Here is a 20,849-nt window from a genome sequence, read left to right as displayed (position 1 = left end):
GGGTTTAGATGCTGGTGAACAAAGGCGATGCGCCTTCTTCGGCCAGCGCAGCGTTGGCGCGGAACAGGGCAAAGATGTCGCGGCCGGTGCCGTGTTGGTTGTCAGACAAATCAGGGGTGGGTGCAGTGCGTGCGGCAAGTTCAGCATCGCTGACCTCGAGTTGCAAAGTTTGGGTGTCGCAATCGAGCGCAATCATGTCGCCGTCTTGCACTTTGCCAATCAAGCCGCCATTCACCGACTCTGGGCTCAAGTGAATGGCAGCAGGCACTTTGCCTGATGCGCCCGACATGCGGCCATCGGTGACCAAGGCCACTTTGAAGCCCTTGTCTTGCAACACACCCAACACAGGCGTGAGGCGATGCAACTCCGGCATGCCGTTGGCTTGTGGGCCTTGATTGCGCACCACGGCCACAAAGTCGCACTCAAGCTTGCCTTCTTTGAACAACACACCGAGTTGCTTTTGGTCGGTCAGCACGATGGCTGGGGCACGCACTTGGCGGTGCTCAGGTTTTACCGCAGAGACTTTCACCACGGCACGGCCCAAGTTGCCCTTGAGCAAACGCAATCCGCCGTCGGCGCTGAAGGGGTGTGTGACTGGGCGTAACACGGCTTCGTCAGCAGATTTTGTCGGCACATCGCGCCAATCGAGTTGGCCATTTAGAGCGGGATTCAGCCAAGGCTCAACGGTATAGCGGTGCAGGCCTTGACCCATGATGGTGTGCACATCGTCGTGCAACAAACCTGCGCTGAGCAACTGGGCAATGAGATAGCCCATGCCACCTGCAGCTTGGAAGTGGTTCACGTCGGCGCTGCCGTTGGGGTACACACGGGCCAGCAAGGGCACGCAAGCAGACAGGTCAGAGAAATCATCCCAGTTGATGATGAGGCCTGCCGCGCGAGCCATTGCCACGATGTGCAGCGTGTGGTTGGTCGAGCCACCGGTGGCCAGCAAACCCACGATGCCGTTGACGATGACTTTTGCATTGATCTGGTAGCCCACGCCCGTTTCTTTGGCTTGCGACAAAGCTACAGCACGTTTGGTAGCTTCTACAGTGAGTGCTTCACGCAGCGCCGTGCCTGGGTTCACAAATGAAGAGCCGGGCAAGTGCAGGCCCATGATTTCCATGAGCATTTGGTTGGAGTTGGCTGTGCCGTAAAACGTGCAGGTGCCAGCGCTGTGGTAGGCCGCTTGTTCGGCTTCAAGCAGCACTTCGCGACTCACCAAACCTTGTGCGTATTGCTGACGCACTTTGGCTTTGTCGTCATTCGACAAACCTGAGGTCATGGGTCCAGCCGGCACAAACACCGCTGGCAAATGGCCAAACTGCAAAGCGCCGATGAAGAGTCCCGGCACGATTTTGTCGCACACGCCCAGGAACAACGCGGCATCAAACACGTTGTGCGACAAGCCTACGGCGGTGGCCAAAGCAATCACATCGCGCGAGAACAGCGACAACTCCATGCCGTCTTCGCCTTGAGTCACACCGTCGCACATGGCGGGCACACCACCTGCCACTTGGGCTGTGGCACCTGCAGCACGTGCAGCTGCACGAATTTTTTCTGGGTAGTGCTCATACGGCTGATGGGCCGAGAGCATGTCGTTGTAGGCCGTGATGAGCCCCAAGTTGGGTTGACGTTCTTGGCGCAACACCAACTTGTCGTTGGCTGGCATGGCTGCATACGCGTGTGCGGCATTGGCGCAGCCCATGCCGCCACGGTAAGGACCAGGCTTTTTGGCTTTGGCCAACATGCCTAAATAGGCTTGGCGTGTTTTGGCGCTGCGTTGCTCAATGCGTGCAGTGACGGCAGCGAGGGTGGGGTGTGGATGTGTGGTCATTTTTTTCAGTTCGCAAGCCAAAGCGCCACTGGCGTTTGGGTTTGTTGCAAGACAAAGGAGATTGGCAGTGCAGGTGTGGCGTGTTCCCAAGCTTGCTGCAAGGTGTTCATCTTGTCAGTGCCAGTCAACGGCAACACGATGTGTCGCGACGACAGAATTTGCGCCAAGGTTTGCGTGATGCGCGCATAGGGCGCGTTGGCGGGTGGGTTTTTCAGCTCGATGGCCACGCAGCTTTGCGTGTTGCGCAGGTCCATCGCGTCAGCCAAGTTTGGCGCCTCTGGAAACAACGAAGCGGTGTGGCCATCTGTGCCCATGCCCAGCACCAGCACATCGGCAACGCGCGCAGCGGTCAGTGCAAGGCTGGCTGCTTTGGCAAGCGTTGCAGGCGTATGCAAAGGCTCAGCCGCGCTGGCCACCATGAACACCAGTTGCGCTTTGGCAGCGAGGTCTTGCAGCAAATGGTTTTGTACCAACAGCGCATTGCTGTCGGGATGGGTGCGTGGCACACAGCGCTCATCCACCAAGGTCACACGCACGCGTGGCCAATCGATGTCGATCACACGCAAGGCTTCAAACAGCGCCACAGGCGATTTGCCACCAGACACACTCAGCACGGCAAAGCCGCGCGCTTGAATGGCGGCGCTTAGGCGTTGCGCAATGTCTTGTGCCAAGCGCACATTCAGTTCTTCTTGGCTGACGGCGTGCACTGTCAACGTGCCGCGCGATTCAGGATGCCATGCGCTGCTCATCAAGCTTCCTCAAACCACGACAGTTCTTCGCGTGCCATCAAGGCCGACGAAGCTGCAGGGCCCCAGCTGCCGGCTGAATAAGCGCGTGGTTTGTCATCCAGTTCAGCCCAGCCGTTGATGATGGGCTCCACCCACATCCATGCTGCTTCCAATTCGTCGCGGCGCATGAAGTGTGTGAGGCGGCCTTTGATGACGTCCATCAACAAACGCTCATACGCTTCGGCGCGACGTTTATCTGACGACTGTTGTAAATCGAGGCCCAGTTTCACGGGATGCAAGTTCATGCCCGTGCCTGGCTCTTTGACCATCATCTCTAACTGAATCGATTCTTCAGGTTGCAGCGTGATGATGAGTCGGTTGGGTTCTTGTTGCGCGCTTGAGCCAAAGATGGAAAACGGCTGATCTGCAAACTCAATGATGATCTGCGACTCACGACGCTGCATGCGTTTGCCCGTGCGTAAGAAGAAGGGCACATTGGCCCAGCGTGCGTTGTTGATGTGCGCGCGCAAGGCCACAAAGGTTTCCGTGCGACTGCTGGCAGGCACGTTGTCTTCTTCCAAATAGCCTTTGACGGCCGCACCTTCTGATGCACCTGCGGTGTATTGGCCGCGCACGGTGTCGCGTTTGATATCGGTCAAATCCATTTTGCGCAGCGAGCGCAAGACCTTGAGCTTTTCATCACGCACATCGTCAGCACCCAACGAAATGGGCGGTTCCATGGCCACGATGCACAGCAGCTGCAACAAGTGGTTTTGGACCATGTCGCGCATCGCGCCTGCACCGTCGTAAAAGCCGGCACGGCTACCCACACCCACGCTTTCAGCCACAGTGATTTGCACGCTTTTGATGTAAGGCGCACGCCACAGCGGCTCGAAAATGGCATTGCCAAAGCGCAGCACCATGAGGTTTTGCACCGTCTCTTTGCCAAGGTAGTGGTCGATTCGGTAGATCTGTTGCTCGTCAAAGTAACGTGCCACATTCACATTGATTTCACGCGCAGAGGCGAGGTCGGTACCCAATGGTTTTTCGAGCACCACACGCGATTGTGAATCTACCAATTCCGAAGCCGACAGATGCGCACAAATTTGTGTGAACAAGCTAGGCGCCGTGGCCAAGTAGTACACGCGTAGTGCGGGGGTGGCGCACAAGTCTTTCAGTTTGCTGAAGTCGCCGGCGTTGGTGACATCCATGCTCACATAGGTCAAGCGATTCAAAAAACTTTGCCAGTCGTCGGTGGTCAAAGCTGCTCGCTCAATGAAAGCGGGTGAGTTTTTATCGATGAAGTCCAAATACGCTTGGCGCGTCCAGTCCTGACGGCCCACGGCAATGATGCGTGTAGACGCGTCTAACTTGTCGTGCAAGTGCGCCATGTAGAGCGCGGGCAAAAGTTTGCGAAACGACAGGTCGCCAGCACCGCCAAAAATCACGATGTCCAGGGTGCCTGCTGGTGGATTGTTCTGTGTCATGAGTAACGTTTGTTGAGAAGGTTTTGTTTCATGTTGCGCAGCATGGGTTGCAGCTGTGTGCTGCCAATGCGCAGTGCCACGGCGGTGGCCAATACATCGACGATCATCAAGTGCAGCAAGCGCGACACCATGGGGCTGAATTTTTCGTAACTCTCAGGATGATCAGCGGCGAGGTGAATTTTTCCAACACTCGCCAGCGGGGAGCCAGAGGCCGTCACCACAATCGTGGTGGCACCGTTCTTTTTGGCAATCTCGCATGAGTCGAGTAAATCTCGTGTGCGACCCGAGTTCGAGAACACCACCAAACAGTCGCCAGGGCCGAGCAGCGAGGCGCTCATGATTTGCATGTGGCCATCGCTGTGCGAGATGGTGTGAAAGCCGAGGCGGAAAAACTTGTGTTGTGCGTCTTGCGCCACGATGCCTGAATTACCCACGCCAAAGAACTCAAGGCGTTTGCCTTTTTTGTGGGTGAGGGCAATGGCTTCAGCCGCTTTGTCGATTTGCGCCGACGAAGCATCGTTGCGGTATTTCAAAAATGCAGTGACAGTGTTGTCAATCACTTTGACCAACACATCGTTGCTGTTGTCTTGTGCGCCTACGTTGCGATGGATAAAGGGCACACCTTCGCTCAAACTGCCCGCGAGCTTGAGTTTGAAGTCACTCAAACCTTCATAGCCCATGCTGCGACAAAAGCGCACCACGGTAGGCTTGCTCACGTTAGCTCTTTCAGCCAGTTCGGTCACGGGCAGCGTCGAGAAGGTGCGTGGGTCAGTGAGAAGAAGCTTGCCCACGCGCTGTTCGGCTGGGGCTAAGGATGAAAGCGTGGATTTAATACGTATCAGCATGGGTGTTAATGTAACTTAGTTTCATACTTTGAAGGGTTGAGTTACTAGATGTGTGGTTGGCCCTCTGTGGTCGGCGAGAATGTGCAGATTGTTGATTCACCCAAACCTATTTTCTGCATCTTCGGACCATGTCCCAGCCCATTGATTCAGCCTCGACAGCGAGCCCTTTTCAAGGCGCCATCGGCGTGTTTGATTCAGGCGTTGGCGGCCTCTCCGTGTTGCGCGCCATCCACGCTGCGCTGCCGCATGAGCACCTGGTCTATGTGGCGGATTCTGGCCATGCGCCTTATGGCGATCAATCAGAAGCACATATCACTCAGCGCACCCTCACCGTGGGCAACTGGTTGGCCAAGCAAGGCGTGAAGAGCATCACCATCGCTTGCAACACGGCCACGGTGGTGGCTGCCAAAACCCTGCGCGAACAAACGCATTTGCCCGTGGTGGCGATTGAGCCCGCCATCAAACCCGCTGTGGCCCTCACACGCAGCGGCGTGGTGGGTGTTTTGGCTACCCGCCAAACAGTACAAAGCGCTTCGGTGGCTAGGCTGGTCGATCTTTATGCCTCAGACAAGCGCATCTTGCTGCAAGGCTGCCCCGGCTTGGTGGAGCAGGTGGAACGTGCCGATTTGCACAGCGCTGAAACCGAAGCCTTGCTGCGCCAGCTCATCAAGCCATTGTTAGAGCAGGGCGCCGACACCTTGGTTTTGGGCTGCACGCATTACCCTTTCTTACGCGAAACCATTCAGCGCATTGCGGGTGAGGGCGTGATGCTGCTAGACCCTGCTGAGGCTGTGGCCCGTGAGCTGGCCCGTCGGTTGGCAGAGAACGGCTGCTTGTCTGATGCCGCCGTTCAAGGCCGAGTGCAGTTTTTTACCTCGGGTGATGTGGCGCAGGCACAAGCAGTCATGTCACACCTGTGGGACGCACCGCTCACAGTGCAGGCGCTGCCTTAAAGCGGCGGGGGATAGCCCCTGAAACACCAAGGGAAGGGGCAAACCCTTACACTTGGCACCTCATGAATGCCTACGCCGACGTCTCCCTTTTCCCCCGCAACGCCAAGCCACTGAACAGTTACCGCAAGTACTGGGCAGCTCGTTTTGGCACGGCCCCATTTTTGCCAATGTCGCGGGAGGAAATGACACAACTCGGCTGGGACAGCTGCGACATCATCATCGTCACTGGCGACGCGTATGTGGATCACCCCAGCTTTGGTATGGCGGTGATCGGCCGCATGCTCGAGAACCAAGGTTTCCGTGTGGGCATCATTGCCCAGCCCGATTGGCAAAGTGCCGACCCTTTCAAAGCCTTGGGTAAACCGAACCTGTTTTTTGGCGTGACTGCTGGCAATATGGATTCGATGATCAACCGCTACACGGCGGATCACAAAATTCGCAGCGACGACGCCTACACCCCAGGCGACGTCGGTGGCAAGCGGCCTGACCGCGCCGCTTTGGTTTACAGCCAACGCTGCAAAGAAGCTTATAACGATGTGCCCATCGTGTTGGGAGGCATCGAAGGATCGCTTCGCCGAATTGCGCATTACGACTATTGGTCCGACAAAGTGCGTCGCTCGATCGTGGTCGACAGCAAATGCGATTTGCTGCTGTACGGCAACGCCGAACGCGCGATTGTTGAAATCGCCCACCGTTTGGCAGCCAAAGAGCCCGTACGCGATATCACGGACGTGCGTGGCACTGCTTTTGTGCGCCGCGAGACACCTGAAGGTTGGTTTGAGATCGATTCCTCCAGCATCGATGTGCCTGGCAGGGTGGAGGCACATGTCAATCCCTATTTGATGGTGAGCGACCAAGCTAAGGCACAAGGTGAGACTTGCGCGCGCGAAGACGAGGCCAATGCGGTGGCTGATGCAGCTAACTCACAAGTGGGTGCGAAAGCCCAAACTGGCTTTACCGTTTCGCCGTTGAACTTTGTTCCCAATCCAAATTTGCCGCCTTTGCAAGGCAATGGCAAACTCAAAGTGCCACCGCGTGATCGCAGCGTGATTCGTCTGCCTGCGTTCGAGCAAGTTAAATCAGACCCTGTGCTCTACGCGCATGCCAACCGCGTGCTGCATTTAGAAACCAACCCCGGCAACGCCCGCGCTTTGGTGCAAGCCCACGGCGAAGGCCATACCGCTCGCGATGTGTGGGTCAACCCACCGCCCATCCCACTCACCACGGCTGAGATGGATTTGGTGTTTGACTTGCCTTACGCCCGTAGCCCCCATCCCACCTATGCCGATGACAAAGGCGGCCACGATGGCGAGACCAAAATTCCTGCGTGGGAGATGATTCGCTTCAGTGTCAACATCATGCGCGGCTGCTTTGGCGGCTGTACGTTTTGTTCCATCACTGAGCACGAAGGCCGCATTATTCAGAGCCGCAGCGAAGACTCCATCATTCGCGAGATTGAAGACATCCGCGACAAAGTGCCTGGCTTCACTGGCGTCATTTCTGACCTCGGCGGCCCCACGGCCAATATGTACCGCATTGGCTGCAAGAGCCCTGAGATTGAGTCGGCATGTCGCAAGCCGAGCTGCGTGTACCCAGGCATTTGCCAAAACCTGAACACTGACCACAGCTCGTTGATCCACATGTACCGCCGTGCACGTGAATTGAAGGGTGTGAAGAAAATTCTCATTGGTTCCGGCCTGCGTTACGACTTGGCCGTGCAGTCGCCCGAGTATGTGAAAGAGTTGGTGCAGCACCATGTGGGGGGCTACCTCAAGATCGCGCCCGAGCACACCGAGGGCGGTCCACTCTCCAAGATGATGAAGCCTGGCATTGGCAGCTACGACAAGTTCAAACAGATGTTTGACAAGTACAGCGCTGAAGTGGGTAAGAAGCAGTTTCTGATCCCTTACTTCATCGCTGCTCACCCCGGCACCAGTGACGAAGACATGATGAACTTGGCCTTGTGGCTCAAGCGCAATGGCTTTCGTGCAGATCAGGTCCAAACCTTCTACCCCAGCCCCATGGCCACGGCCACAGCCATGTATCACTCAGGTCGCAACCCATTGGGCCGCGTGACACGCAGCAGTGAAAAAGTAGATGTGGTGCGTGGCGAACGCCGTCGCCGTTTGCACAAAGCCTTCTTGCGCTATCACGATGCAAATAACTGGCCCTTGTTGCGCGAAGCCTTGAAAGCCATGGGACGTGCTGACTTGATTGGGAATGGCAAGCAGCATCTGATCCCCACCTTCCAGCCCTTGACAGATGGTGGCTATACCAGTGCGCGTCGTAAGAACAGCACAGTGACGCCGACCAAGGGCCGAGTGCTCACGCAACACACGGGCTTGCCACCACGTGTCAATGGCGCAGGTAAAGCCAGCGCCAATGCTGCCAAGCGAAAATCCAACCCTTGATGAGAGAAGTCTGAGCGAGAGCCGCTCAGATACATGTGTTTAGCGACTGCGTGACTTCATCGCACGCTCCACCTCACGCTTGCCTTCACGGTCTTTGATGGTGTCGCGCTTGTCGTGCTCGGCCTTGCCTTTGGCCAGCGCAATTTCGCATTTGATCTTGCCATTCTTCCAATGCAAGTTAATGGGCACCAAGGTGTGGCCTTTTTGCTCGACCTTGCTGATGAGGCGTTTGATCTCGTCTTTTTTCAGCAGCAGTTTTTTCGTACGCACATTGTCTGGATTGACGTGGCTCGAAGCTGTGTGCAGTGGGTTGATTTGGCAACCGATCAAAAACAGCTCGCCATTGCGCACCACCACATAACCGTCGGTAAGCTGCACTTTGCCTTCTCGGGCGGATTTAACTTCCCAGCCTTCTAGCACCATGCCTGCCTCGAACTTTTCTTCGAAGAAATAGTTGTATGCGGCTTTTTTGTTATCAGCGATGCGCGTTTGAATTGCAGGTTTTTTGGTAGCCATTGAGTGAATGTGGGGACGGTAGAGCTTCTTACAATATGGACCATTCTATGAAAACCGTACACAAGTCCGTTTTGATCTGGTTCAGCGCTGAAGAAATGTTTGCGCTGGTCACCGATGTAGCCCGATATCCCGAGTTCTTACCTTGGTGTGACCGTGCGGGCGTGGTCGAGTCGCACATTGATGGCGCCACCGCGCAAGTGGGCATGACCTTTGGAGGCTTTCACAAAAGCTTCACCACGCGCAACGTGCACATCGAAGGTCGCCAAGTCAAACTCGAGCTGATCGACGGCCCGTTCAAGCACCTCGATGGCACTTGGGATTTTCATCCGCTGCTTGACCCAAATACCCAAGAGCCTCAACGCGCCTGTCGCATTGAGCTGACCTTGAACTACGCCTTCGAGAGCATGTTTGGCACCTTGGTTGGCCCCGTGTTCGACAAAATCGCGGCCACTTTGGTTGATGCCTTTGTGAAGCGTGCAGAGCAGGTGTACGTGGCGTGAACATGCGCACCTCCAGCGTCAACATCACCGTGATGTACTCGCCCGCTCCCCGCGTCGTGCATGAGCGCCTATTGCCACTGAGCTCGGGCGTGACGGTGATGCAAGCTTTGCAACAAAGCGGCTTGTTGGCCGAATGCCCAGAGATTGACTTGAGCCAGTCCGAAGCCTTCACCGTTTGTATTTGGGGCAAGAAGACAAGCCCCGACCATGTGCTGCGTGATTTAGACCGCATCGAAATTTGCCGCCCACTCACCGTAGACCCAAAGGTTGCGCGTCGTGAGCGTTTTCAAAAACAAGGCTCTAACCGAGCAGGCTTGTTTTCTAAGCGCCGCGATGGCGCTAAACCTGGCTACTGACCTTCGTAACTGAATCTGCGCCTTCATCAGGCTTAACTTATGACACAAAACTTTTGGCCCACTTGCGGCTACTCGCTTCTCGCCCATAACGATGCGGGCCATTTGGTGGTGACCGACGACTTTTTGCGTTTTCTCTTAGAGCGCCCAGAGCTGGCCCCCATCGCCACCTCGTGCGCTGCCGAAGTGGCTTTGCATCACAGCTTGGTTGAGCAACCACGGCTTGAGGTGACTACACAAGAATTGACAAAGCTGGCAGACAAAGATGCTGCCGACAACTACGCCGTGTGGCTGCGTTTTCGTCAGCGCATCACCACGCTTGCAACGCTGGAAGCCAGCTACATCGCCTTATTCAAAGGTGAGGGCGTGGACGTACCGCCGCTGTTGGTGCAGCACATCACCCACATCTTGTTGCGCCATGTCTTGGGCGAAACACCCACGGCTATGCAAGCGCGTGCGGCTGAGATGTTGATGCACACGCAAAAAGTGACCGTGCTTGAGGATGGCTCGGTCATGGCGGCAGATGATGAAACCGTCGAGCGTCACGCCACACAAAGCGGCTTTGGCTCGATTGGTGAGTTACTCAAACAAGGCGGCATCAAATTGCGCAGCGTGGACTTGGATGTGCTCAACGACGACAACCAAGACGCGTATTGGCCCCGTAGCGAGAGTTTTGACTGGGTGGTTAGCTTGAACCGCGGCCAGCCTGCGTTGAACGCGCTGTGCGAGGTGATGGCCAAATGGGTGCAACACTTTTTAGGTGTGCAGGTGCGCATACAGACTGAGCGCGAAATCAACGACGACCATTGGGTGTGGCATGTGGGCCTAGATGCCCAAGCCAGTGGTGTGCTGAATGACCTTTACCAAGGCAAAGAGGTTGACGCTGAACGCATGGAGCGCTTGCTGTGTTTGTTCAAACTGGAGTTTGTGGACCCCAACGACATGTTGGCTGAGGTACGTGGCAAACCTGTTTACTTGGCCATGGCGGTCGATGCCAATCAACGCTTGAAACTCAAGCCACAAAACCTGTTGCTGAATTTACCGCTCGCCAAGCGGTCATGAATTAAGACCGCTCGATTGGCCCTGCCACCGACTTATACAAAAACACCGCGCGTGTGATGTCTGTCACCCACACCAGCCCGTCGCCTATTTGACCGATCTGTGCGGTGTGAACAATCAAGTCCACGATGCTGTCGCATAGCTCGTCGGGCGACACAATTTCAATGCGCACTTTGGGCGTGTAGTCGGTCAACTCTTCTTTCACGTTGGCGGGGGTGTGCAAGCTGGGGGCTGAGCAGCCTTCAGCTTTGCTCACCGTCATCCCAGGAAAGCCGGGCAGGGTGCGTAGCTTTTCACGCAGCGTTGGCAGCTTGGAGGGGCGAATGATGGCTTTGATTTCTTTCATGTTTTTCTTTCGCTCAAGCTTCGGTATCTTTTTCGTCAAACCAGTGGTAAATCGTGGGCACCACCACCAAGGTCAGCAAGGTGCAGGTGATCAAGCCACCAATCACCACAATGGCCAAGGGGCGCTGCACTTCAGAGCCGGGGCCATCTGAAATCAAGAACGGAATCAGGCCCAGCATCGCTACCGTGGCGGTCATCATGACGGGGCGGAAGCGCTGGCGTGCGCCCTCTAGCACCGCTTCTTTGACCGACATGCCGCCTTCGCGCAAGCTGCGGATGTACGACACCAACACCACACCGTTGAGCACCGCAATGCCCCACAGCGCAATGAAGCCCACCGATGCAGGCACCGACAAATATTCACCCGCAATGAACAAGCCCAAAACCCCACCCACTGATGCAAACGGCAGCACCGTGATGATGAGCGTGGCGAACTTGACCGAGTTAAACAGCAAGAACAGCAAAAAGAAAATCGCTGCGACGGTGATGGGCACAATGATTTTCAAGTGGCCCAAGGCGCGTTCCATATTTTGGAACTGGCCGCCCCATTCAAGATAGTAGCCTTCGGGGAGTTTGATTTTGTCGTCCACCTTGGCTTGCAGCTCCGTCACAAAGCTGCCCAAGTCACGGTCTTTCACGTTGATGCCCACGACAATGCGTCGCTTGGCCATTTCGCGTGAAATTTGGGCAGGTCCATCCAAAACATGAATCTTGGCGACGTCGTCCAATCGGGCTTGCGCACCGTTGGCAGAACTCAAGATGATGTTGGAGATGGCTTCGATGTTGTTGCGAAAGCGCTCTGGTAAACGCACCACGGCCGAAAAGCGGCGCTCTCCCTCAAACACCTCAGAGGCCACTTTGCCGCCGATGGCGGTTTCGATCATGTCGTTCACATCCGACACGTTCAAGCCCATACGTGCAATGGCTTGGCGGTCGATGTCAATTTGCAAATACTGCTGGCCCGAGATGCGCTCCACGCGCAAGTCTTGTGCGCCTTGGATGGTTTGGGCCACTTTGGCAATTTGGTTGGCCACGCGTTTGAGCTCATCCAAATCGTCGCCAAACACCTTCACCGCAATGTCTGAGCGTACGCCTGTGACCATTTCGTCCACACGGTCTGAGATGGGTTGCGCCATCACAATTTGCACACCGGGCAAGGCCTTGAGTTTTTCATTCATGGCATGGGTGATGTCTGTTTGGTCCCAGCCTGATGGCCATTCGCTGCGGGGCTTCAAGCTGACAATCGGGGTCGATTCGTTCACGCTTTGCGGGTCAGCAGGTGATTCGCCGCGACCCAAGCTAGAAATGGCCGACTTCACGCCGGGCACTGTCATGACCAGCTTCATGGCCTGCATTTCCATCTTGATGGATTCGTTCAGCGAGATGTTAGGTACGCGGTTGATACCCGGCACCACCGAGCCTTCTTTCATTTCTGGAATAAAGGCGGTCCCCAAAAACGGCAGGATCAACACCGATAGCACCAAGGTGGCCAGCGACACCTGCACTGTGCGTTTTTGGTGAGACATGGCCAAGTCCAGCAGCTTCAAATAGCGTGACTTGAGCGCCTTAATCAGCGGCGTGTCGTGGTCACCGTCACCGACAGGCGGCTTGAGTAAATAGGAGGACAGCACGGGTGACAGGGTCATCGACAACACCAACGACACAGCCAAAGCAATGGCAATGGTGTAGGCGAGTGGGGCAAACATCTTGCCCTCCATGCCTTGCAAAGTCATCAAGGGCAAGAACACCAAGATGATGATGCCCACACCAAAAATCACTGGCGTAGCCACTTCAAGCACGGCATTCAAAATGCCGCGCACCTTGCTTTCACCCAACTCTGCGGCGCGTCCCAAACGGGCATAAGCGTTTTCCACCACCACCACCGAACCGTCGACCATCAAACCAATGGCAATGGCCAAGCCGCCTAGCGACATGAGGTTGGCCGAAATGCCCAGCTTGTTCATGGCCATGAAGGTGAGCAGCGGCGTGAGCACTAAAGTGGCCACCACAATGAGCGACGAGCGCACATCGCCTAAAAATAAGAACAACACAATCACCACCAACACCACGCCTTCAATCAGCACTTTGGTGACGGTCCACAGTGCCGCGTCGACCAGCTCTGAGCGGTCGTAATACGGCACCACTTTCAGCTCGCTGGGCAGCATGCCGCGGTCGTTGATTTCTTTCACACGTTTCTTGATGCGACTCACCACTTCTTTGGCGTTGCCGCCCGTCATCATCATCACAATGCCGCCCACTGCTTCGGTGGTACCGTTCTTGATGACTGCGCCTTGGCGCACATCGTGGCCCAGCGTGACTTCTGCTACATCGCGCATGTACACCGGCGTGCCGTTGATTTCTTTCAACACGATTTGGCCCAAGTCGCCCACACCTTGAATCAGGCCGACGCCACGAATCAGGTATTGCTCAGACGCTTGGGGCAGCACGCCGCCGCCTGAGTTGGCGTTGTTGCGAGAGACGGCGTCGTACACCTCAGACAGGCTGATGCGGTAGTGACGCAAACGCTCTGGGTTGACCAGCACGTGGTACTGCTTGACGTAGCCACCTTGAGAGTTGATTTCGGCCACACCGGGAATAGAGCGCAGCAGCGGGCGCAGCACCCAGTCTTGCACCACACGGCGCTGGGTGAGTTCTTCTTCGCTCAGCTCGCGGTTACCGTCGGCTGCATGTTCCAGCGTGTATTGGTACACCTCGCCCAAGCCCGACGACACGGGCCCCAGTACCGGTGTGATGCCAGGGGGCAGGCGTTGGCCTACTTCCATCAAGCGCTCCATCACCAACTGGCGTGCAAAGTACACGCTGGTACTGTCAGTGAACACGAGGGTGATGAGTGACAAACCGGGCTTGTTGAGCGAGCGCAACTCTGTCAGGCCAGGCAGGCCGGTCATGGCCACTTCGATGGGCACGGTGGCAAAGCGCTCCACCTCCTCGGGTGAGCGGCCAGGTGCTTCGGTCGCGATTTGCACCTGCACGTTGGTCACATCTGGAAAAGCATCCACCGATAGTTTGGTGGCGGCGTGCAAGCCAAAAAACAGCAGCACCACCGCAATGACGCACACCACCAAGCGCTGCTTGAGCGCACCACGAACGAGAGATTCCAACATGGCTTAGCTCCCGTTTTCCATCTCAGCCAAATTGCGGTGGTTGTTGAGGTGAAACGCACCATCAGACACGATGCGCATACCGGGCTTGAGACCTTCTAGCACCACGCGCTGGCCGTTTTGCTCAGCGGCCAATTTGACAGCTGTCAGGCGGAAATTGTTGGCAGACAGTTCTACAAACACATGGTCGGTATCGTCTTGGCGAACCACAGCAGTGATGGGCACGACCAAGCGTTGCACGGGCGCAGACTCAATCAGCATGGAAGCCAACATGGATGGCTTGAGGCGGCCACCCTTGTTGTCGAGTTCGGTGCGAACCAGTACCGTGCGTGTTTCTGGGTTGACGGTTTGGCCCACATAAATCAGCTTGCCTAGGAGTTTTTCATGGCCGAGTGCAGGCACTTCAATGCTCACCGATTGGCCCACTTTGACTTGGCCCACTTGCTGTTCTGGCACTTGGGCCACAGCCCAGACGCGGCTCAGGTCGGCCACGGCAAACAATACGTCTGAAGGTTGCACCACTTGGCCGGCAGCAATTTTGCGCTCCACCACCACGCCTTTGATAGTGGCCATGACGCTGGCCACTGAGTCGATGGTGCCGGTGCTGCCCAAACGTTCAATCGATTTGGGGCTCACGCCCAGCACCCGAAGTTGGTCTTGTGCAGCGCGGGTTTCGGCGGAGGCAATTTCGTATTCGCTTTCGCGGCGGTTCAGTTCGGCAGCACTGATCACGTCAGCCTCAAACAAAGTTTTGGCACGCTCCATGTTGCGGCGGTGCAGCTCTTTTTCTGAGCGGGCTTTGAGGTAAGCCAATTGCGAGCCAGACAGCTCGCTGCTGTTGATCAAGGCCAAGGTATCACCCTTGTTGACCATTTGGCCCAAGGTGGCTTGAATTTGCGTGACACGCCCCGTCACACTGGCGCCGATACGGGTGAGGGCTTGTTCGTCAAAATCAATTTGACCGGCCGCGCGCAGGGTGTCCGACATTTCTTGGCTGACCACCTCAGCGACCTTGATTTGCGCTTGCAAGCTCTCAGGTGCAAACACACGCATGGCATCGCTCTCGGTGTTACTGGCTTCTTGAACCGTGGCCTTTTTGCAAGCAGACAAAGCCAAGACGCTGCACAACAGCAGGGCAGTTAATGCGTGAAATTTGTGTGTTTTGAAATTCATTTTTGCGCGTTCAAGGCGTGGTGGCACGTATGCGTTCGATTTCAGCCCAAGCGCTGGCCAACTCAAACTGCGCGGTGATGAGTTCGTTGCGCGCGGCACGATAGACGCGCTGGGCATCCATGACTTCCAAAAAGCTTTTCTCGCCAGCTTTGTAGGCCAGCTCGGCAATGCGCAGTGCGTCAGCCGCGTGGCGCACGATGCCGCTTTCTAGCGCCACAGTCTGTGCGTTGGCAATGTCGTATTGCTGATACGCAGCTTCTAAAGACTGCACCAATGACAGTTCTTGGTATGCCAGCTCGTTTGTCGATTGAGAAAGTTTGGCCGCTGCTTCACCCACAGGGCCGCCACGCCAGTCCCACAAAGGCACGCTCATGGCCAAACCCACGCGTTTGCTGCGCCACTCGGGGTCTAGGTCCTGGTCGGCACGCAGTGAAAATTTTGGAAAACGCAGCGCTTTTTCTTCGCTCAACTTGCGATCAAACTGTTGGCGTTCAGCCCGTGTGCGTTGCAGCTCAGGGTTGTTATTCATCACTTCGGCACGCACTTCGTTCAAGGCGGTCGGGCGCGCGAAGACATGGTGCTGTTCTTGTACTTCAAAGCTTTCTGGCAGTTGAATGCCAACCAAAGCGCGCAAGGCACCTCTTGCTTGACGAACGCGAAGAACCGAAGATTCGTGCATTTTTTGCGCGTTCAGGAGCTCGGCGTTGGCTTTGACCAATTCAAACTTGGCTTTTTCACCCGTCTCCACCTGCAAGGCGATGCGCTTGTGTATGCCTTCCATCAGCAACACATCCTCTTTGACCGCACGGTTTTCGGCAACGCGGCGCACAAGGTCGTAATAACGCAAGCGCAGTTGAGCCAATATGTCTGACTTGAATGCGCGTTCATTCGCTTGAGCAGCGTTGTAGCCAGCAATTGCGCCATCGACACGCGGGAAGCGGTGCCAAGGCATGTCGAGGTCTTGGGTGAGGCTGACGGTTTTCAGCGTTCCTGTCGGGCTGGTATTGCCTGGTCGTGGATTGCGATTGCCATTCATGACCTCAATTTGCGGATTGGGAATAGTGCGTGCGGTGTCCACTGCCGCGCGTGCGGCATCGACCGCACTGGCCGCGCCACGCAAAGCGGGGCTTTGGCTGAACATCATGGTCTCTAAATCTGGCAAGCTCAGTTTGGCGGTATCGGCACAGGCCAAATTGCCAAAACCAGCAGAGATGCAAAAGAGCAGGGTGGTCAGTTGTTTTTTAGCTTGGAATGTCAAACGAATCACCTTTGTGCGAATTTTGCAAATGAAGTGTGTGCATTGTCGTAGAAGCGCCAATGCCATCTACTCATTAAGGAATACGTTGGGAGGCACTCTGTATACAAGCCGTGCCTACCCGATACGTACAATGCTGCTTTTGGAGCTATCAACATGCGCCTGCTTGGCAAAGCCCTCACTTTTGACGACGTTCTGCTCGTCCCTGCGTTCTCCCAAGTCCTGCCCAAGGACACGTCGCTTGCGACCCAATTCACCCGCAACATTCGTCTGAACTTGCCCCTGGTCTCTGCGGCCATGGACACCGTGACGGAAGCGCGTTTGGCCATTGCGATTGCGCAAGAGGGCGGCATTGGCATCGTGCACAAAAACCTCACCGCACAAGAGCAAGCCGCTCAAGTGGCCAAGGTCAAGCGTTACGAGTCTGGCGTGCTGCGCGACCCTGTGGTCATCACGCCTGAAACCACCGTGCGCCAAGTCATGGCCCTGTCGGAAGAGCTGGGAGTGTCGGGCTTTCCCGTGTGCGATGGCGGCAAAGTGGTGGGCATCGTCACTGGCCGTGATTTGCGGTTCGAGACCCGCTACGACCAAAAAGTCAGCGAAATCATGACGCCACGTGAGCGTTTGGTCACTGTGCCCGAGGGCACTACGCCTGAGCAAGCCAAGCACCTGCTGAACAAGCACAAACTCGAGCGCTTGCTGGTGGTGAACGATGCGTTTGAGCTCAAGGGCCTTATCACCGTCAAAGACATCACCAAACAACTCAACTTTCCCAATGCTGCACGCGATGCCGCAGGCAAGCTGCGCGTAGGTGCTGCTGTAGGTGTGGGCGAGGGCACAGAAGAACGTGTCGAGGCCCTGTCCCGTGCTGGCGTTGACGCCATCGTGGTAGACACCGCCCACGGCCACAGCAAAGGTGTGATCGAGCGCGTGCGTTGGGTCAAGCAAAACTACCCGCATATCGAAGTGATCGGTGGCAACATTGCCACGGGCGCAGCGGCTTTGGCTTTGGTCGAAGCGGGTGCTGATGGCGTGAAAGTGGGCATTGGCCCAGGCTCAATTTGCACCACCCGCATCGTGGCGGGTGTGGGCGTGCCGCAAATCATGGCGGTGGACAGCGTGGCCACGGCCCTCCAAGGCACAGGCGTGCCACTCATTGCTGACGGCGGCATTCGCTACAGCGGCGACATCGCCAAAGCCATTGCAGCCGGCGCAGGCACGGTGATGATGGGCGGCATGTTTGCGGGCACCGAAGAGGCACCTGGCGAAATCGTGTTGTTTCAAGGCCGTAGCTACAAAAGCTATCGTGGCATGGGCTCCATCGGCGCCATGCAGCAGGGCAGTGCAGACCGCTATTTCCAAGAGTCCAGCACAGGCAACCCCAACGCCGACAAACTGGTGCCCGAGGGCATTGAAGGCCGCGTGCCTTACAAAGGCTCTGTCGTGTCCATCATTTACCAAATGGCAGGTGGCTTGCGTGCCAGCATGGGTTACTGCGGTTGCGCCACCATCGAGGCCATGCACAATGAGTCGCAGTTTGTGGAAATCACGGCTGCGGGTATTCGTGAAAGCCACGTGCATGACGTGCAAATCACCAAAGAAGCGCCGAACTATCGCGCCGAATAAGAGCTGAATAAGCTTTAAGTGTTCGACTGCAGGCCACCCTTCGGGGTGGCTTTGTTTTTTTGAGACAATAGAGCCAAGGCCACTTGACGGCCATTTTTTATTTATGTCCCACCAAAAAATCCTCATCCTCGATTTCGGCTCTCAAGTCACCCAACTCATCGCCCGTCGCGTGCGCGAAGCCCATGTGTTTTGTGAAGTTCATCCTTGCGATGTGACCAGCGACTGGGTGCGCGACTACGCCAAAGATGGCAACCTGAAAGGCATCATCCTCTCAGGCAGCCACGCCAGCGTATACGAGGTGAACGACCGCGCGCCTGACGCTGTGTTTGAGCTGGGCCTGCCCGTGCTGGGCATTTGCTACGGCATGCAAACCATGGCCACCCAGTTGGGCGGCAAGGTCGAAGCGGGCACCACGCGTGAGTTTGGCTACGCCGAAGTGCGAGCCCACGGCCACACCGAACTGCTCAAAGGTATCGAAGACTTCAACACGCCAGAAGGCCATGGCATGCTGAAAGTGTGGATGAGCCATGGCGATAAAGTGACCCAGCTGCCTGAAGGCTTCAAGGTCATGGCGTCAACGCCTGCTTGCCCGATCGCCGGTATGGCGGATGAAGCGCGCAAGTTTTACGCGGTGCAGTTCCACCCTGAAGTCACGCACACGGTGCAAGGCCAGGCCTTGTTGAACCGCTTTGTGCTGGATATTTGTGGCACGCGCCCCGACTGGATCATGGGCGACTACATCGAAGAAGCGGTGGCCGCCATTCGCCAACAAGTGGGTGACGAAGAAGTCATCTTAGGGCTCTCAGGGGGTGTGGATTCATCCGTGGCCGCAGCCCTGATTCACCGCGCCATTGGCGACAAACTCACCTGCGTGTTTGTAGACCACGGTTTGTTGCGTCTGAACGAAGGCGACATGGTGATGGACATGTTTGTGGGCAAGTTGCACGCCCACGTGATTCGCGTGGATGCCAGCGATTTGTTCTTGGGCAAATTGGCGGGTGTGAGCGAGCCAGAAGCCAAACGAAAAATCATCGGCGGCTTGTTTGTGGATGTGTTCAAAGAGCAAGCGGCCAAACTCAAGGCGGGTGATGGAGGTCATAAGGGCGCAACCTTCCTCGCCCAAGGCACGATTTACCCAGACGTGATCGAAAGCGGTGGCGCCAAGAGCAAAAAAGCAGTCACGATCAAGAGCCACCACAACGTGGGCGGCTTGCCCGAGCAATTGGGCTTGAAGTTGTTAGAGCCATTGCGCGAATTGTTCAAAGACGAAGTGCGCGAACTTGGCGTGGCTTTGGGGCTGCCACACGACATGGTGTACCGCCACCCATTCCCAGGCCCAGGCTTGGGCGTGCGCATCTTGGGTGAAGTGAAGAAGGAATACGCCGACTTGCTGCGCCGTGCTGACGCGATCTTCATTGAAGAGCTGCACAACTTCAAAGACGAAGCCACTGGCAAATCTTGGTATGCCTTGACCAGCCAAGCCTTCACCGTGTTCTTGCCCGTCAAGAGCGTGGGCGTGATGGGTGATGGCCGCACTTACGACTATGTGGTGGCCTTGCGCGCTGTGCAAACCAGCGATTTCATGACCGCAGATTGGGCTGAGTTGCCTTATGCGCTGCTCAAGAAAGTGTCTGGTCGCATCATCAACGAAGTGCGTGGCATCAACCGAGTGACATACGACGTGTCCTCAAAACCACCGGCGACCATCGAGTGGGAGTGACAGAAATTGCGGGCGACGCATCAAATTGACGCAGGCGCTCTAAGCGTCAGCTACGCTGATCTGGGCCCAACAGATGGCCCTGCGGTTTTTCTGTTGCACGGTTTTCCTTACGATATTCAGGCTTATGCCGAAGTCGCACCGCTGTTGGTCAAAGCGGGTTGCCGTGTGGTCGTTCCCTATTTGCGTGGGTTTGGCTCGACGAAATTCAAATATGCACAAACCCCACGTTCGGGTGAACAAGCTGCACTCGGTGCGGACTTGTTGGCCTTGATGGACGCGCTAAAAATAGAACGCGCGGTGCTGGCAGGTTATGACTGGGGTGGTCGTGCAGCATGTGTTGTGGCTGCTTTATGGCCTGAGCGTTCCCAAGGCCTTGTGTCCGTGAACAGCTACAACATTCAAAACATTGCGCTCGCCATGCAACCCGAGCCCCCCGAGCGCGAGCATCTGCTTTGGTACCAATACTATTTTCATAACGAACGTGGCCGCGCAGGTTTGCAAGCGAACCGCAAATCGCTGACACATTTGTTGTGGCAACAATGGTCACCGACTTGGCGTTTCACGTCCGCAGAGTTTGAGCAAACGGCACCGTCGTTTGAAAACCCAGACTTTGTGGAGGTGGTGATTCATTCTTACCGACATCGCTACGGCTTGATCGATGGCGACCCCGCCTACGCCTCCATTGAGCAGCGTTTAGCCGCGCAGCCTCAAATTTGTGTGCCCACTATCACTTTGGATGGCGCTGATGATGGCGTCAATCCACCCAAGGCAGCCCAAGCTCAAGCCCAAGGTTTTGCAGCGCAGCGACAGCATCGGATTGTTCCGGGTGCTGGCCACAATTTGCCCCAAGAAAATCCACAAATCTTTGCGGATGCCGTGTTGGAGCTGCTGCACGTTTAAGCCTCTACAATCGGAGGCT

General features: G+C 56.2%; 17 protein-coding genes. 8 read left to right on the top strand and 9 right to left on the bottom strand.

Translation table 11 applies throughout. The features are described 5' to 3' along the window. Positions 1–4: 4 nt before the first annotated feature. From edd to RMR24_RS01345, 4 genes are read right to left on the bottom strand one after another with little or no spacing between them, the layout of a single operon-like run. The gene (gene edd / locus RMR24_RS01360; RefSeq protein ID WP_310613293.1) at positions 5–1,837 is read right to left on the bottom strand and encodes a phosphogluconate dehydratase; all 1,833 of its coding nucleotides are present in this window, start codon (positions 1,835–1,837) and stop codon (positions 5–7) included. Positions 1,838–1,842: 5 nt separating this feature from the next. Beyond that, positions 1,843–2,586, bottom strand: a complete 744-nt coding sequence (pgl, locus tag RMR24_RS01355; RefSeq protein WP_310613292.1) for a 6-phosphogluconolactonase — start codon at positions 2,584–2,586, stop codon at positions 1,843–1,845. After that, on the bottom strand, positions 2,586–4,052 hold the full coding sequence (zwf, locus tag RMR24_RS01350) for a glucose-6-phosphate dehydrogenase (RefSeq protein ID WP_310613291.1): 1,467 nt from the start codon (positions 4,050–4,052) through the stop codon (positions 2,586–2,588). Before zwf ends, pgl begins: the two co-directional genes overlap by 1 nt. Continuing rightward, positions 4,049–4,897, bottom strand: a complete 849-nt coding sequence (locus tag RMR24_RS01345) for an SIS domain-containing protein (RefSeq protein ID WP_310613290.1) — start codon at positions 4,895–4,897, stop codon at positions 4,049–4,051. The genes zwf and RMR24_RS01345 overlap by 4 nt, the downstream gene beginning before the upstream one ends. Before the next feature lie 128 nt (positions 4,898–5,025). Between RMR24_RS01345 and murI the strand changes: the two genes are divergently transcribed. Together murI and RMR24_RS01335 are read left to right on the top strand one after the other, a co-directional pair. Next, positions 5,026–5,850 carry a glutamate racemase gene (gene murI / locus RMR24_RS01340; RefSeq protein WP_310613289.1) on the top strand — a complete coding sequence of 275 codons (825 nt, stop codon included), beginning with the start codon at positions 5,026–5,028 and terminating at the stop codon, positions 5,848–5,850. Positions 5,851–5,912: 62 nt separating this feature from the next. Beyond that, the gene (locus tag RMR24_RS01335; protein ID WP_310613288.1) at positions 5,913–8,261 is read left to right on the top strand and encodes a YgiQ family radical SAM protein; all 2,349 of its coding nucleotides are present in this window, start codon (positions 5,913–5,915) and stop codon (positions 8,259–8,261) included. 39 nt (positions 8,262–8,300) lie between these two features. Here the strand turns inward: RMR24_RS01335 and smpB are convergent, their stop codons facing one another. After that, positions 8,301–8,777: an SsrA-binding protein SmpB gene (smpB, locus tag RMR24_RS01330; protein ID WP_310613287.1), complete on the bottom strand. Its 477-nt coding sequence runs from the start codon at positions 8,775–8,777 to the stop codon at positions 8,301–8,303. A 47-nt stretch (positions 8,778–8,824) separates the two neighbouring features. Between smpB and RMR24_RS01325 the strand changes: the two genes are divergently transcribed. Genes RMR24_RS01325 through RMR24_RS01315 form a run of 3 tightly spaced genes read left to right on the top strand, consistent with a single transcriptional unit; the run spans position 8,825 to position 10,692 of the window. Continuing rightward, positions 8,825–9,277: a type II toxin-antitoxin system RatA family toxin gene (locus RMR24_RS01325; RefSeq protein WP_310613286.1), complete on the top strand. Its 453-nt coding sequence runs from the start codon at positions 8,825–8,827 to the stop codon at positions 9,275–9,277. Between the two features lie 2 nt (positions 9,278–9,279). Beyond that, positions 9,280–9,633 (top strand): RnfH family protein, encoded by a 354-nt coding sequence (locus RMR24_RS01320; RefSeq protein ID WP_310613392.1) that lies wholly within the window; start codon positions 9,280–9,282, stop codon positions 9,631–9,633. A gap of 39 nt (positions 9,634–9,672) precedes the next feature. Next, the gene (locus RMR24_RS01315; protein ID WP_310613285.1) at positions 9,673–10,692 is read left to right on the top strand and encodes a DUF6352 family protein; all 1,020 of its coding nucleotides are present in this window, start codon (positions 9,673–9,675) and stop codon (positions 10,690–10,692) included. 1 nt (position 10,693) lies between these two features. Here RMR24_RS01315 and RMR24_RS01310 read toward each other — a convergent pair whose 3' ends face one another. Genes RMR24_RS01310 through RMR24_RS01295 form a run of 4 tightly spaced genes read right to left on the bottom strand, consistent with a single transcriptional unit; the run spans position 10,694 to position 16,587 of the window. Then, positions 10,694–11,035: a P-II family nitrogen regulator gene (locus tag RMR24_RS01310; protein ID WP_310613284.1), complete on the bottom strand. Its 342-nt coding sequence runs from the start codon at positions 11,033–11,035 to the stop codon at positions 10,694–10,696. Positions 11,036–11,048: 13 nt separating this feature from the next. Further along, positions 11,049–14,159: an efflux RND transporter permease subunit gene (locus RMR24_RS01305; protein WP_310613283.1), complete on the bottom strand. Its 3,111-nt coding sequence runs from the start codon at positions 14,157–14,159 to the stop codon at positions 11,049–11,051. Between the two features lie 3 nt (positions 14,160–14,162). Next, entirely contained in the window at positions 14,163–15,329 is a 1,167-nt protein-coding gene (locus RMR24_RS01300; protein ID WP_310613282.1) for an efflux RND transporter periplasmic adaptor subunit, read from the bottom strand. 10 nt (positions 15,330–15,339) lie between these two features. Next, positions 15,340–16,587 (bottom strand): TolC family protein, encoded by a 1,248-nt coding sequence (locus tag RMR24_RS01295; protein ID WP_310613281.1) that lies wholly within the window; start codon positions 16,585–16,587, stop codon positions 15,340–15,342. A 153-nt stretch (positions 16,588–16,740) separates the two neighbouring features. Here RMR24_RS01295 and guaB point away from each other — a divergent pair, with 153 nt between their 5' ends. From guaB to RMR24_RS01280, 3 genes are all read left to right on the top strand, one after another. Next, positions 16,741–18,210, top strand: a complete 1,470-nt coding sequence (gene guaB / locus RMR24_RS01290) for an IMP dehydrogenase (RefSeq protein ID WP_310613280.1) — start codon at positions 16,741–16,743, stop codon at positions 18,208–18,210. 103 nt (positions 18,211–18,313) lie between these two features. After that, positions 18,314–19,930, top strand: a complete 1,617-nt coding sequence (gene guaA, locus RMR24_RS01285) for a glutamine-hydrolyzing GMP synthase (protein WP_310613279.1) — start codon at positions 18,314–18,316, stop codon at positions 19,928–19,930. A 6-nt stretch (positions 19,931–19,936) separates the two neighbouring features. Beyond that, entirely contained in the window at positions 19,937–20,830 is an 894-nt protein-coding gene (locus RMR24_RS01280; RefSeq protein ID WP_310613278.1) for an alpha/beta hydrolase, read from the top strand. The last annotated feature ends 19 nt before the right edge of the window (positions 20,831–20,849 follow it).

This window comes from Limnohabitans sp., assembly GCF_031539105.1.
GTDB lineage: Bacteria > Pseudomonadota > Gammaproteobacteria > Burkholderiales > Burkholderiaceae_C > Limnohabitans.
The sequence above is the reverse complement of the archived record's forward strand: the minus strand, read 5'-3'. Positions and strand labels throughout refer to the sequence as shown.

What these genes read in the sequence shown, in the direction of transcription:
- edd (WP_310613293.1), bottom strand. Translation starts at nt 1,837, where the DNA reads ATGACCACACATCCACACCCCACCCTCGCTGCCGTCACTGCACGCATT.
- pgl (WP_310613292.1), bottom strand. Translation starts at nt 2,586, where the DNA reads ATGAGCAGCGCATGGCATCCTGAATCGCGCGGCACGTTGACAGTGCAC.
- zwf (WP_310613291.1), bottom strand. Translation starts at nt 4,052, where the DNA reads ATGACACAGAACAATCCACCAGCAGGCACCCTGGACATCGTGATTTTT.
- RMR24_RS01345 (WP_310613290.1), bottom strand. Translation starts at nt 4,897, where the DNA reads ATGCTGATACGTATTAAATCCACGCTTTCATCCTTAGCCCCAGCCGAA.
- murI (WP_310613289.1), top strand. Translation starts at nt 5,026, where the DNA reads ATGTCCCAGCCCATTGATTCAGCCTCGACAGCGAGCCCTTTTCAAGGC.
- RMR24_RS01335 (WP_310613288.1), top strand. Translation starts at nt 5,913, where the DNA reads ATGAATGCCTACGCCGACGTCTCCCTTTTCCCCCGCAACGCCAAGCCA.
- smpB (WP_310613287.1), bottom strand. Translation starts at nt 8,777, where the DNA reads ATGGCTACCAAAAAACCTGCAATTCAAACGCGCATCGCTGATAACAAA.
- RMR24_RS01325 (WP_310613286.1), top strand. Translation starts at nt 8,825, where the DNA reads ATGAAAACCGTACACAAGTCCGTTTTGATCTGGTTCAGCGCTGAAGAA.
- RMR24_RS01320 (WP_310613392.1), top strand. Translation starts at nt 9,280, where the DNA reads ATGCGCACCTCCAGCGTCAACATCACCGTGATGTACTCGCCCGCTCCC.
- RMR24_RS01315 (WP_310613285.1), top strand. Translation starts at nt 9,673, where the DNA reads ATGACACAAAACTTTTGGCCCACTTGCGGCTACTCGCTTCTCGCCCAT.
- RMR24_RS01310 (WP_310613284.1), bottom strand. Translation starts at nt 11,035, where the DNA reads ATGAAAGAAATCAAAGCCATCATTCGCCCCTCCAAGCTGCCAACGCTG.
- RMR24_RS01305 (WP_310613283.1), bottom strand. Translation starts at nt 14,159, where the DNA reads ATGTTGGAATCTCTCGTTCGTGGTGCGCTCAAGCAGCGCTTGGTGGTG.
- RMR24_RS01300 (WP_310613282.1), bottom strand. Translation starts at nt 15,329, where the DNA reads ATGAATTTCAAAACACACAAATTTCACGCATTAACTGCCCTGCTGTTG.
- guaB (WP_310613280.1), top strand. Translation starts at nt 16,741, where the DNA reads ATGCGCCTGCTTGGCAAAGCCCTCACTTTTGACGACGTTCTGCTCGTC.
- guaA (WP_310613279.1), top strand. Translation starts at nt 18,314, where the DNA reads ATGTCCCACCAAAAAATCCTCATCCTCGATTTCGGCTCTCAAGTCACC.